This is a genomic window from Cellulosimicrobium composti, assembly GCF_009711085.1.
Classification (GTDB): Bacteria; Actinomycetota; Actinomycetes; order Actinomycetales; family Cellulomonadaceae; genus Cellulosimicrobium; species Cellulosimicrobium composti.
In genome coordinates this window covers 42,911-56,059 of sequence record NZ_WMKA01000012.1, presented here as the reverse complement: position 1 = coordinate 56,059, position 13,149 = coordinate 42,911, and the positions used below count along the sequence as shown (strand labels likewise).

Here is a 13,149-nt window from a genome sequence, read left to right as displayed (position 1 = left end):
CGGCCCCTTCCGGGTACCCCGGCGGGTGAAATCGGGACGGACGGAACGTGGGGCGGGGGACGTGCGTGCCACCGCTCGTGAGACGAGACCACGACCGCGGGTCCACCGCAGGCGGCGCGGGTCCGGTCAGGCGCCGCCGCGCGACCTGAGGTCGCCGAGCGCGTGCTCGGCGCCGTGCGCGTCGAGGTAGGTGCCACCGCGGACCGCGGGGACGAGCGTGCCGCCAGGCCCCGCCGTGAAGCGGTGGACGAGCGGGTGCCCGGTCGGCACGTCGAGGTCCTGGACCTCCTCGGGCGTGAGGTCGTCGACGAGCACGGACAGCGCGCGCAGCGAGTTGCCGTGCCCGACGACGAGCACCGCCTCGCCGTGCGCGACCCGCGCACGGGTGGCCGCCCAGAAGGGACGCAGGCGCTCGACGACGTCCGCGAGCGACTCGGCGTCCGGGCGCAGCGCGGCGCGCGCGTCGTCGGGCAGGCGCAGGAGGGTGTCGTCGACCAGCGCGCGTGCGGGGTCGTCGTCGGCGAGCGGCGGCGGCCGGTGCAGGTACGAGCGGCGGTAGCGCCAGTACGCGGCCTCGCCGTAGTCGCGGCGGACGACGTCGCGCGGCTTGTCGGTGAACGCGCCGTAGTGCCGCTCGACGAGGCGCCACTCGACCGCGAGCGGCGGCGGTCCGGGCAGCGCGTCGGCGACGATCGCGGCCGTCGTCGACGCGCGCACGAGCGGGGACGTCACGACGCGCCGGGGCGCGAGGGCCGGCTCGCGCGCGACCGCGTCGGCGAGGAGCCGTGCGGCGTGGCCGGCCTCGGCGACCCCGACGTCCGAGAGCGGGACGTCGAGCAGGCCGGTGAAGCGGTCGTCCGCGTTGAACGTGCTCTGCCCGTGCCGGACGAGCACGAGCGCGCCCGGCCCGCCGTCCCGACCGCCGGAGGGTCCCCGGGGCGCGCCCGGCGAGGGCTCCGACGGCGCCACGCGTCAGACCTCGAGGAGCCCGCGCTGGTGCGCGAGCGACACGGCCTCGGCGCGCCCGGACGCGCCAAGCTTGGCGAGGACGTTCGACACGTGCACGCTCACGGTCTTCGCGGAGATGAACAGGCGCTCGCCGATCTGGCGGTTGGTCAGGCCCTGGGCCACGAGCAGCAGGACCTCCTCCTCGCGCTCGGTGAGGACCGCCGTCGTGGACCGCCGGACGCCCGGCAGGTCGAGGCGCCCGCGCCGGCCCAGCGCGCGCACGGCCTCGGCGAGCGGCGCCGCGCCCATGACCTCGGCCTCCTCGAGCGCCTGGCCCGCCTCGATCTCGGCCGCGTTGCGGTCGCCCGCGCCGAGCAGCGCCTGGGCCCACCGGAAGCGCGAGCGCGCGACCTCGTAGCGGTAGCCGTAGTCGAAGAGACGCGTCGTCTCCTCCCACAGGGCTGGGTCGTCCTCGCCGGTGAGCCGCGAGTGCTCGGCGGCGGCGCGCGCGAGCCACGCGCGCCCCTCGGGCCCGAGCCGGCCGCCGCGCGGGCGGCCGCGCTCCGCGGTCGTGCGGGCGGCGTCGAGCAGCTCGGCGCCGCGCGCGACGAGCTCGGCGACCGCGGCCGACCCCGAGGCGCCCTGCAGGCGCGCCGCGTCCGCGGCGTCGGCGAGCGCGGCCAGCGCGAGCGCGGAGATCCAGATGCGGCCGAGGAAGTAGTCGCTCCACGTGCGGCCCAGGTGGTCCACGAGCTCGACGGCGAGCGCGACGGCCTCCTCGTGGCGGCCGGACCACGTCAGCGCGTCGATCGAGCACCCGCCCGAGATGAGCGCGATCTGCCCGTCCCGGAACCAGTCGCGGCGCAGGGCCGTGCCGCGCGCGAGCGCGTCGGCGTCGCCGCGTGCGACGGCCGCGTAGAGCTGCACGCACGACAGCTGCGGTGCGGACCCCTCCGGCATGGTCTCGCCCGCGGTGTCCGTGGGCGTGAGGTCGCCGAGCACGTAGCGCACGAGGTCGCGGAAGAGGCGCAGCTCGACGCCGTACGCGCTCCACCCGAGCCCCGTCGCCCGCGCCCGGTCGAGGCCGTCGTACGTGACCTGGAGCGCCTCGTCGATGCGACCGGCGTAGTACCGGTTGGCCGCGATGTTGTACCAGCAGCGCAGCTCGGTGAGGATGTCGCCCGCCTCGACGGCGCGCTCGCGCGCCTGGGCGAGCAGGACGGCGGCACGGTCGTCGTCGGCGACCTCGAGGATCGCCATCGTCGTCAGCACGTCGGCCTCGACGTCCGGGGCGTCGAGGCGGTGCGCGACGTCGATCGCCTCGGCCGCGACCTCGGCGGCGAGCTCGTCGAGGTCCGCGTTCATCGCGGCGCGCGCCCGCATCGCGAGGGTCCACGCGCGGTCGAGCGACGGCGGCTCGACCGGCAGGACGGCGAGCGCGGCCTCGGTGTGCGCGAGGGTCTCCTCGACCTCCTCCGTGCCGAGCAGGTAGCGGGACAGCACGTGGCGCAGCGACGCCTGGCGCAGCGGGTCGTCCGCGGTGCCCTCGACGACGCGGCGCGCGAGCGCGACGGCGCGGTCCGGCTCGCCCGCGCGGCTCGCCGCCCCGGCCGCGGCGAGCGCGACGGTGACGCGGTCCTCGCCGAGCAGGGTCTCGGCGTCGGGCACGGCCTGCCACAGCGCGAGGACCTGCTCGAGGTGGCGCAGCTCCTCCGCGGGCGCGAGCACGCGCGCGGCCTTGCGGGCGGCGGCGCGCGACGCCGTGAGCGCGGCCGGGAGGTCGTGGGCCGCGAGCGCGTGGTGCGCGCGCAGCGCGGGCGAGCCGAGCGCCGGGTCGGCGGTGAGCGCCTCGAGGTACGCGCGGTGCACGCCGACGCGCTCGCCCGGCAGCAGGTCGGACGCGACGGCCTCGGCGAGCAGCGCGTGCCGGAACACGACGACGTCGCGCGCGCCGTCGCCCTCGACGGCGAGGACGTGGTGCGCGATCGCCTCGCGCAGCGCCGCGTCGAACGACCGCCCGGACGGCCCGCCCACGTCGGCGGGCGAGGCCCCGCCCGCCGCGGCGTCGTGCGCGAGCGCGGCGCGCAGGAGCGGCTCGCTCACCTGCCGACCGGACACGGACGCGACGCGCACGAGGTGCTGCACCGCGGGGTCGAGCACCTCGAGGCGTGCGCGCAGCACGTCCGCGAGCGACCAGGGCAGCTCGTCGCCGAGGCCGGACTCGACGAGCTCCTCGGCGAAGTACGCGTTGCCCTCCGAGCGCGTCCGGACGGACTCGAACGCATCCCTCGGCAGCGGCGCGCCCGCGAGCGCGGTGGTGAACTCGCGCAGCTCGGCCTCGGTGAACGGCGCGAGCTGCACGTGCTCGACGCGCGGGTGGCGCAGCAGCTCGGCGAGCACGGGCCGCAGCGGGTGACGGCGGTGCAGGTCGTCCGCGCGGTAGCTCGCGACGACGAGCACGTGCTCGGCACGCAGGCGCGCGACGACGAAGCGCAGCACGTCGCGGCTCGACGGGTCCGCCCAGTGCAGGTCCTCGACGACGAGGACGAGCGGGGACTCGGGGGTGCCGGACGCGGCGAGCGCCGCGGCGACGCTCTCGAAGAGCTGGAGCCGCTCGCCCTGGCTCTGCTCGTCGTCCGCGGGGGCGCCCGCGTCGAGCAGGCGCGCGAGGGCAGGACGTGCCGCGACCGTCTCGTCGACGGCAGGGTGCTGGGCGCGCAGCGTCGTGAGCGCCTCGGAGAACGGGAGGTAGGGGAGGCCGACCTCGCCGAGGTCGACGCAGTGGCTCCACACGACGGTCGCACCCGCCTCGGCGGCGAGCTCCGCCGCCCGGGTGAGGAGCCGGGTCTTGCCGACGCCCGCGTCGGCGCCCACGAGCACGACGCCCGGCTCGCCGCGGCGCGCGCGCTCGACCGCCGCCGCGAGCACGTCGAGCTCGGCGGCGCGAGCCACGAAGGGCGCGCGCGAGGAGGGTCGGGGCACGCCCCCCATCCTCGCAGCGGGGACCGACACGTGACCACCGGATAGACGCCCGGACGCGACGACGCCGTCGACGAGGGTCTCGTCGACGGCGTCGGGCGGCGCGGTCATCGTGCTGCGCGGTCGTGGCGCTGGCGGCGCCCGCGCCACCAGTGCAGCAGCGTGGGCTCGTCGTGCCGGAAGTCCTCGCGCAGGCGCTGCGCGCGGTAGGTGAGATCCGCCTCGAAGGTCGGATCGAGCTGAGCGCTCATGGTGGTGTCCCCCGTTCCTGCAGGCACCCTGCCTGTCCGAGACTCACGTTCGTCCTGAGCCGGCGCGCCCCGCATCGGTCGACCGCGCACGGTTGGCGGGCGGGTGCCTTAGGCGGGAGCCCGTTGTCGGCATGAGGCGTCTGAGGTGGGTGCCCACGCCTGAGGCACCCGCGGTCGTGTCGGACGGTCCGGCTACGGTCCTGGGCCCGAGGAGGCCCGCGACGGGAGCGGGTCCGCACCGAGGAGGAGGTACCGGCGTGACGATGTCGGTCGACGTGGTCACCATCGACACGACGGACGTGGCCGTGCTGTCCGCGTGGTGGGCGGAGCAGACCGGGAGCAGGGTCCGGCCGGGCGCGACGACGTCGTTCGCGATGATCGACGACGCCTCGGGCGTGCGGATCGGGTTCCGGTACGTCGCGGACCCCACGCCGGGCAAGAACCGCGCGCACCTCGACCTCGTGACGGACGACTACGAAGCGGAGTCCGTGCGTCTCCAGGCGGCGGGCGCGACGCTCGTCGGCCGGTACGTCGTCGACCACTACGCGTGGTCGACGTTCACCGACCCCGAGGGCAACGAGTTCTGCCTCTCGGCCCGCCGCGACTGAGCCCCGCGCTCGTCACGCGGTCAGAGCTCGACGGGGTCGCGCGCGATCGGGCACGTCATGCAGTGGCCGCCGCCGCGCCCGCGCCCGAGCTCGGCGCCGACGATCGTCACGACCTCGACGCCGGCCTTGCGCAGCAGCGTGTTGGTGTGGGTGTTGCGGTCGTAGGCGAACACGACGCCCGGCTCGACGGCCACCACGTTGTTGCCGCTGTCCCACTGCTGCCGCTCGCCGGCGTACCAGCCCCCGCCGGGCTCGACGGTGCGCAGCCGCGGCAGCCCGAGGGCGTCGGCGACGACGTCCACGAACGGGGCCGACTCCTCGGTGACCTCGACGCCGCCGTCGTCCGCGGGGCGCAGCGAGAACGTGTGGATGCCGTCGACGATGTCCGGGTAGAGCGTCACGAGGTCGCGGTCGGCGAACGTGAACACCGTGTCGAGGTGCATGGCCGCCCGGAGCTTCGGCATCCCGGCGACCACGACGCGCGTGGCCGCCCCCTCCTCGAACAGCCGCGCCGCGAGCTGCGTGATCGCCTGGCGCGACGTGCGCTCGCTCATGCCGACGAGCACGGCGCCGTTGCCGATCGGCATGACGTCGCCGCCCTCGAGCGTCGCCTGCCCCCACGAGCGCTCCGGGTCGCCCCACCACACGGTGCTGCCCGTGAAGTCCGGGTGGAACTCGTAGACCGCCTTCATCAGCAGCGTCTCGTCGTGCCGTGCGGGCCAGAACAGCGGGTTGAGGGTCACGCCGCCGTAGATCCAGCACGTCGTGTCGCGCGTGTAGATCGTGTTGGGCAGCGGGGGCATGAGGTACTCGTTGACGCCCAGGGACTCGCGCGCGAGCGCGAGGTACCCGGAGCGGAAGTCGGCGGGCAGGTCGCGCGTCGACAGCCCGCCCACGAGGTGCTCGGTGAGGGTCGCGTCGTCGAGGGACTCGAGGAACGCGCGCGTGTCGTCGAGCAGGCCGAGACCGACCTCGTTCGCGACGATCTTGCGGTCGAGCAGCCACTCCTTGGCGCCCGGCACCCGGAGGGTCTCGACGAGCAGGTCGTGGAGCTCCACGACCTCGACCCCGCGGTCGCGCAGCTTGAGCACGAAGTCCTGGTGGTCCCGCTTGGCGTTCTGCACCCACAGGACGTCGTCGAACAGCAGCGCGTCGTTGTTGCTCGGGGTCAGGCGCTCGTGCCCCAGCCCCGGCCGGCACACGAGCACCTTGCGGAGCGTGCCGACCTCCGAGTGGACGCCGTACGTCACCTGCGACATGGATGTCTCCTCCGGGATGGGTGGCTCAGATCTGGACCGCGCCCGTCGCGAGGAGCACGGCTCCGACGACCGCGAAGACGGCGACCCCGACGAACGTCGCGAGCCCCGGCGCGGTGAACAGAGGCGCGCGCTGCTCGCGGCGGGCGGCGACGTACAGCAGCGTGGCGGGAGCGAGCAGCAGGCACGCGAGGAACCAGAACACGTAGCCGGCCGCCCACAGGAGGAACAGCGTGTACACCGTCGAGATCACCGCGACGACGAGCTCGCGGTGGCGGACCCGCGGCGCGACGTCGTCGTAGCCGTCGCGCCGCAGCGCGATCTTCAGCGCGTAGGCGCTCGCGAGCGCGAACGGCGCGAGGGCGAGGGCCGCGGTGAGGTCGAGCGTGAAGTCGAGCGCGTCGTCGACGAACTGCACCGCGAAGAGGATGACGGTGACCATGATCGACGTCCACAGGACCGCGTTCTCCGGGACCCCGCGGTCGTTCGTGCGACCGAGGGCGCTCGGCAGGTCCTTGTCGCTCGCGGCGGCGAACACGACGTCGGCGGCGAGGAGCTGCCACGCGAGGTACGCGCCGAGCACGGACACGATGAGCCCGACGCGGATGAGCGTGCCGCCCCACGGCCCGACCGCCGCCTCGAGCACGCCGCCCACGGACGGCTGGTTGAGGCCGGCGATCTCGGACTGCGGGAGGATGCCGTAGGACAGGATCGAGATGCTCGCGAACAGGGCGAGCACCGAGAGGAACCCGAGCACGGTCGCGCGCCCGACGTCCTTGCGCCGCTTCGCGTAGCGCGAGTAGACGCTCGCGCCCTCGATGCCGAGGAACACGAACACCGTGACGAGCATGGTGCCCTGGACCTGGAGGAACAGCGGCTCGCCGCCCGCGACGTCGTACCCGCCGGTGAGGTTGCCGACGAACACGTCGGCGTCGAGGAAGAAGATCGCGAGCACGAGGAACAGCGCGAGCGGCACGAGCTTGGCGACCGTGACGACCGCGTTGATCGCCGCCGCCTCCTTGACCCCGCGGCGGATGAGGAGGAAGAACCCCCACACGGCGACGGCCGAGATCGCGAAGGCGGGCCACGTGTCGCCCTGCCCGAGCGTGGGCTCCAGCTCCGGGAAGAGCTGGGACAGGGTGGTCATGATGAGCACCCAGTAGAAGGCGTTGCCCGCGCAGGCCGACGCCCAGAAGCCGACCGCGGAGAGGAAGCCGGGGTAGACGCCAAAGCCCGCTCGCGCGTAGACGTAGACGCCGTTGTCGAGCTCGGGCTTGCGGACGGCGAGGGTCTGGAAGACGAACGCGAGCGTGAGCATGCCCAGGCCCGCGACCGTCCACGCGATGGTCGCGCCCCAGACGCCGGTCTGCGCGGCGAAGCGCGCGGGGAGCTGGAACACGCCCGCGCCGACCATGGAGCCGACGACCATCGCGGTCAGCGCCGGCAGGGCGAGCTTGGTGACGCGTGCTTCTTCTGCGGTGCCGCTCATCGTGCCCCCAGAAGGCGTCGCGCGGTCGGCTGGGTGCCTCGCGCTGCCCGACGCCGTGCTGGACCACGCCTATCACACGCGGGCGCGGAGCGCAGGAGGAAGCGGTCGCGGACGCGCGGCGTGACCCAGGTCACTCCTCCCGTTGCCAATGACCGTGGCCCGGCGCAGACTGGACGGAGTACCGGACCCGCTGTGGGGGTGACCCTCGTGACCGACACCTACGACATGCTGCCGATGCTGGGCCGTGGCAAGCACCGGAACCCGAAGAAGGGCGCGTGCTTCATGGAGCTCGCGTCCTATCTCGCGGGGGAGCGGTGGAGCGACCATCCGCGGTGCACGCACCCGCTGCTCGCGATGCTCGCGCGCGCCGTGAACGACCTCACGGTCGACCCGGAGCGTCCCAAGCTCGCGCCGCTCATCCCGTCCGTGATCGGGCTGACGAGCGACGACCCGCACTGGGACGTGCGCATCGCGCTGCGCGCCGCGGTGACGGCGCTCCCCATCGCCCCGGCGGACCGCCAGCAGACGCTCGCCGTCGCGATCATCGGCGCGGAGAAGATGCTCGACGTGCTCGACGACCGCCCCGCGGGGACGCTGAGCGCCGAGTCGGCCGACGCGCTCGCGAGCTGCCCGCGCACCGCGCGCTGGGCGCAGCGGTTCTGCGAGGGCGCGAGGCTGCGGCCGAACCGGTTCGTGCGCGACGCCGCGCCGAGCATCATCTCCGCGGCGGTGCAGGGCATCGCCGAGGCGTGCGTGCCGGACCCGGACGAGCGCCTGCGGGCCCTGCTCTCGGCGACGATCGACGACTGCCGCGCGTGGGCCGCGGCCGAGCCCGCACCGGCTCTCGACCCCGAGGCGTGGGCGCCCGTCGTCCGTGCCGCCGGGGCGGCGCGGTGACGACGGAGCGCGCGCCCAGCGTCTACGGCGACGGTCTCGACGACCCGGTGCTGGCGGCCGCCCTCGCGTCGGCCGTCGACGTCGACGTGCCGCCGAGCGGCACGGGTTGCGCCGACTGCGACGAGCTGGGCGGCTGGTGGGTGCACCTGCGCCGCTGCGCGACGTGCGGCCACGTGGCGTGCTGCGACACGTCGCCGGCCCAGCACGCGACCGCGCACTACCGCGCGACCGGGCACCGCGTCATGCGGTCGTTCGAGCCGGGCGAGGACTGGTTCTGGGACTACGGGACGGAGCAGGTGCTGGAGGGCCCGCACCTCGCCGCGCCGCTCTCGCGACCGCCGGAGCAGACGTCGCCGGGCCCTGCGGACCGCGTGCCCGCCGACTGGACGTCGCTCATCCACCGCTGACCGCATGTCCACGAGCGGCGCCGGACGCGCTCGGCGCACGTCGGCCGCCCGCGTCGCCGTGCTGGTCGGCGTGCTCGGCGGCGCGCTCGCGCCGGGTGCGTGCGACGCGGAGCCCGAGCCGGAGGCCATGGTCGAGGTCGGCGACGCGGTGTTCGTCGTGGAGCTCGCGACGAGCGTCGCGGAGCAGAAGGAGGGCCTCGCCGGGCGCACGGACGTGCCGGCCGGGACGGGCATGCTCTTCCCGTTCCCCGAGCGCGCCGAGCACCAGATGTGGATGGCCGGCATGGAGGTGCCGGTCGACGTCGCGTGGATCGACGGCGACCGCGTGGTCGGCGTCGTGACGCTCGTCCCGTGCACCGAGCACGACCAGACGACGTGCCCGCGGTGGACCGCGCCCGCCCCGGCGACCGCCCTGCTCGAGGTGCCCGCGGGCGCGCTGCGCGACGTCGAACCGGGCGACGAGATCGAGGTGCGCGAGACCGCGTGAGCGGTGTTGCGTGCTGTCACCTGTTGTCTTTTTCTGGTGGAAGTTGTTTGATTCTGGGGAGACGTCGTGCGGTGCGCCAAGGAGGGCGACCGCCGGAGCACAGGTGCCCGGCTCGCCGCCGCGTCCGAGCAGTCCCTGGATTCACTCGACGAGGAGGAAGCACGGATGCAGTCCATGACAGCGGTAGCACCACCACGGGGCAGACCGGCGAGGATCGTCGCGGCGGCGCTCGCGACCGCGCTCACGGTCCCCCTGGCCGTGGCGACGGCGATCGGGGCGACCGCGTCCCCGTCCGCGACGACCGCGACGCAGGAGGGCGCCGCGCAGGACGTCGCGGCCCAGGACCTCGCGCTCGACAACGGCCTCAAGGGCGAGTACTTCCTGTCCGGCGGCCCCTCCTGGCCGCTCACCGACCTCAAGGCGACGATCCCCGACCAGCGGATCGAGTTCCCCGACCTGGTCCCCACGTTCGCCAGCCTCACGGGGCGCGGCGAGCGGACGGCGGCGCGCTGGACCGGCAAGATCACGCCCGACTACAGCGAGGCGTACACGTTCTCCGCGATCGGCGACAACGGCTTCCGGCTGTGGATCGACGACCAGGTCGTCATCGACCACTGGGTCGACGACTGGGACGTCGAGCAGACGTCCGCGCCCGTCGAGCTCGAGGCGGGCCGCGAGTACGCGTTCCGCATGGAGATGTTCCAGAACACCGGCGGGTCGCACCTGCGCCTGCGGTGGCAGAGCCCGTCGCAGGAGCGCGAGATCGTGCCGACCGACGCGTTCACCTACCCGGACGACTTCGTCGTCTTCCCCGCGCAGGCGACGGTCGAGACCGACGGCACGAGCCTCAACGTGACGTTCGACGGCGCCGTGGGCGGCGTCGACGAGAGCCTCGTCGAGCACCTCACGGTGCAGGTCGACCAGCTCACGTGGCCCGTCGCGCAGGTCGCGGCGCAGGGCGACGTCCTCGGCGTCACGCTCGCCGAGCCCGTCGACCGCGCGTCGACCGTGCGCCTCGTCTACGACGGCGAGGGCGACCTGGCCGTGGGCGGCGAGGCGGTCGGCTCGCTCAACCTGCCGGTGACGAACGGGTCGGACTTCCGCATCCAGACCCCGTGGGCCGACGACTTCGACCCGACGAACCCGCTGCCGGAGTACCCGCGCCCGCAGCTCACGCGCGACGCGTGGCAGAACCTCAACGGCGTCTGGCAGTTCGAGGCGGCGGAGTCCGACGACGCCGTGCCGACCGGCCGCGACCTCGAGGAGGAGATCGTCGTGCCCTACGCGGTCGAGTCCGCGCTGTCTGGCATCGAGCGGCGCGAGGACGACATGTTCTACCGTCGCACGTTCGAGGTGCCGCAGGACTGGGCCGTGGGCGGCGCCAACCGGCTGCGCCTCAACTTCGGCGCGGTCGACTACGTGGCGACCGTGTACGTCAACGGCGAGGAGGTCGGCACCCACCGCGGCGGCTACGACGCGTTCTCGTTCGACGTCACCGACGCGCTCGTCGAGGGCACCGAGCAGGAGCTCGTGGTGCGCGTCGTCGACACGACGGACGGCAGCAACCAGGCCGTCGGCAAGCAGACGCTCAACCCGGGCGGCATCTTCTACACCCCGACGTCGGGCATCTGGCAGACGGTGTGGATGGAGCCGGTCCCGGCGGCGGCGATCGACGCCGTCGTCACGACGCCCGACGTCGAGGCGGGCGTCCTCGCGGTGACCGCGCAGTCGGCCTCCGCGTCCGACGCCGCCGAGGTCACCGCCGTCGTGCGGGACGCGGACGGGAACGAGGTCGGCACGGCGACCGGCGCGGCGAACGAGCTCCTCGCGGTCGAGATCCCGGACGCGCACCTGTGGTCGCCCGACGACCCGTACCTCTACGACGTCGACGTCACGCTGACCGACGGCGGCTCGACCGACACGGTCGCGTCGTACGCGGGCATGCGCTCGATCGAGGTCTCCGAGGTCGACGGCGTGCAGCGCATCCTGCTCAACGGCGAGAAGACCTTCCTCATGTCGACGCTCGACCAGGGCTACTGGCCGGACGGCATCTACACGCCGGCGTCCGACGAGGCGTACGCGTTCGACCTCCAGGCCCACAAGGACCTCGGGTTCAACACCGTGCGCAAGCACATCAAGGTCGAGCCGGCGCGCTGGTACTACCACGCCGACACGCTGGGCCTCATGGTCTGGCAGGACATCCCGAGCGGCTGGTTCGCGAACGGTGACACCGACCCGCTGTCGCGCGTCTTCTGGGAGCAGGAGATGAAGACGATCATCGACCAGCACCGCTCGGTGCCGTCGATCGTCGGATGGGTCACGTTCAACGAGGGCTGGGGCGAGTGGGACCTCGCGGAGACGGCGCGGATCGGGAACACGATCAGCGCCTACGACCCGAGCCGCATCCTCAACACGCACTCCGGCTACAACTGCTGCGCGTCGAAGGGCGACTCGAAGACGGGCGACATCATCGACTGGCACCAGTACACCGGCCCGGCCCTGCCGAAGCCGGACGCCACGCGCGCCGCGATCGACGGCGAGCACGGCGGCTTCTCGATGAGCGTCCCGGGCCACATGTGGCCGGGCGTGTCCGCCAACCCGTACGGCGGCGTCCCGGACAGCGAGGCGCTGACGAACGCGTACGTCGAGAACACGGAACGCCTCGTGCGGCCGGCGCAGTGCTACCTGTCCGGCTCGGTGTACACCGAGATCTCCGACGTCGAGAACGAGCTCAACGGCTTCTGGACGTACGACCGCCGCGTCCTGAAGATGGACGCCGCGCGCGTCAAGGACGTCAACGAGCGCGTCGTCGCGGCCGCGAAGCAGGGCTCCGCGCCGGTCGACCCGGGCACGCCCGGCCTGACCGGCACGGGTCGGTGGCTGTTCGACGAGGGCGAGGGCACCACGGCGGCCGACAGCGTGGGCGACCACGCGGCGTCGGGCACCGGGGAGTGGGTGACCGGGCACGACGGCACCGGCACCGCGATCCACCTCGACGGCGAGGACGACCACTTCGCGACCGAGGGCCCCGTCGTCGACACGACGGGCTCGTACACGGTCTCGGCGTGGGTCCAGCTCGACGAGCTGCCGGGCAACTGGTCGACGATCGTCGGCCAGGACTCCGTCATGGGCGGCAGCGCGTTCTACCTCCAGTACGGCGGCGGCGGCCGGTGGGCGTTCTCCTACCTGGACGAGCCGCGCGCCGAGTACGTCGTGGAGCCGGTGCTGGGCGAGTGGTACCACGTGGTGGGCGTCCGCGACGCGGCCGACCAGAAGCTCAAGCTCTACGTCAACGGCGAGCTCGTCGGGCAGTCCGACGTGTGCGGCGGCACCACGCCGTCCGGCCCGCTGACGATCGGGCGCGGGCAGTGGGGCGGCAACCCCACGGACTACTGGCCGGGCACGATCGACGACGTGCGCGTGTTCGACCGCGCGCTGTCCGACGCGGAGGTCGCCCAGGTGTACGAGGGCGACGACGGCGAGGAGCCGGCGCTCGACGTGACGGTCACCGCCGACACCCGCTGCCTCGCGGGCAAGGCCTACGTGGCCGTGCGCGCGACGAACGGCGAGGACGTCCCCGTGGACGTCACGCTCGCGACGCCGTTCGGCACCAAGGAGGTCGCTGGCGTCGCGCCGGGGGCCAACGCGTACCAGTCGTTCGCGGTCCGCGCCCCGTCCGCGGAGGCGGGCGAGGCGACCGTCACGGCGACGGCGACGGTCGACGGCGAGCAGGTCGGCACGGAGGTCACCGCGGCCTACGACGCGGTCACCTGCGGCTGACGCACCCGCACCGGGGCCGCCCCTCGCCCACCCGGGCGAGGGGCGGC

Annotated in this window: 10 protein-coding genes; 5 read left to right on the top strand and 5 right to left on the bottom strand. The window is 74.1% G+C overall.

Annotation, left to right across the window (positions count from 1 at the left end):
• Positions 1-126 precede the first annotated feature (126 nt).
• From GJV82_RS07475 to GJV82_RS07465, 3 genes are all read right to left on the bottom strand, one after another.
• Entirely contained in the window at positions 127-969 is an 843-nt protein-coding gene (locus GJV82_RS07475) for a 2,3-bisphosphoglycerate-dependent phosphoglycerate mutase (protein ID WP_318657399.1), read from the bottom strand.
• A gap of 3 nt (positions 970-972) precedes the next feature.
• The gene (locus GJV82_RS20710; RefSeq protein ID WP_155098813.1) at positions 973-3,939 is read right to left on the bottom strand and encodes a helix-turn-helix transcriptional regulator; all 2,967 of its coding nucleotides are present in this window, start codon (positions 3,937-3,939) and stop codon (positions 973-975) included.
• Positions 3,940-4,034: 95 nt separating this feature from the next.
• Positions 4,035-4,178: a hypothetical protein gene (locus GJV82_RS07465; RefSeq protein ID WP_155098794.1), complete on the bottom strand. Its 144-nt coding sequence runs from the start codon at positions 4,176-4,178 to the stop codon at positions 4,035-4,037.
• Positions 4,179-4,441: 263 nt separating this feature from the next.
• Between GJV82_RS07465 and GJV82_RS07460 the strand changes: the two genes are divergently transcribed.
• Complete coding sequence (locus GJV82_RS07460) at positions 4,442-4,786, top strand: VOC family protein (protein WP_225873186.1); 345 nt, start codon at positions 4,442-4,444, stop codon at positions 4,784-4,786.
• A gap of 20 nt (positions 4,787-4,806) precedes the next feature.
• Here the strand turns inward: GJV82_RS07460 and GJV82_RS07455 are convergent, their stop codons facing one another.
• Both GJV82_RS07455 and GJV82_RS07450 read right to left on the bottom strand, forming a co-directional pair.
• Positions 4,807-6,045, bottom strand: coding sequence for an arginine deiminase (locus GJV82_RS07455; protein ID WP_024839984.1), 1,239 nt, complete (start codon positions 6,043-6,045; stop codon positions 4,807-4,809).
• A 25-nt stretch (positions 6,046-6,070) separates the two neighbouring features.
• Entirely contained in the window at positions 6,071-7,531 is a 1,461-nt protein-coding gene (locus GJV82_RS07450) for a basic amino acid/polyamine antiporter (RefSeq protein ID WP_115941650.1), read from the bottom strand.
• A 198-nt stretch (positions 7,532-7,729) separates the two neighbouring features.
• On the opposite strand from GJV82_RS07450, the gene GJV82_RS07445 reads away from it, so the two are divergent.
• The 4 genes from GJV82_RS07445 (at position 7,730) to GJV82_RS07430 (ending at position 13,102) form a co-directional block, all read left to right on the top strand.
• Positions 7,730-8,428, top strand: coding sequence for a hypothetical protein (locus GJV82_RS07445; RefSeq protein ID WP_318657397.1), 699 nt, complete (start codon positions 7,730-7,732; stop codon positions 8,426-8,428).
• 50 nt (positions 8,429-8,478) lie between these two features.
• Positions 8,479-8,835, top strand: a complete 357-nt coding sequence (locus GJV82_RS07440; RefSeq protein WP_115943469.1) for a UBP-type zinc finger domain-containing protein — start codon at positions 8,479-8,481, stop codon at positions 8,833-8,835.
• Positions 8,836-8,839: 4 nt separating this feature from the next.
• Positions 8,840-9,322 (top strand): DUF192 domain-containing protein, encoded by a 483-nt coding sequence (locus GJV82_RS07435; RefSeq protein ID WP_225873179.1) that lies wholly within the window; start codon positions 8,840-8,842, stop codon positions 9,320-9,322.
• A 165-nt stretch (positions 9,323-9,487) separates the two neighbouring features.
• Positions 9,488-13,102 carry a LamG-like jellyroll fold domain-containing protein gene (locus GJV82_RS07430; protein WP_225873178.1) on the top strand — a complete coding sequence of 1,205 codons (3,615 nt, stop codon included), beginning with the start codon at positions 9,488-9,490 and terminating at the stop codon, positions 13,100-13,102.
• Positions 13,103-13,149 lie beyond the last annotated feature (47 nt).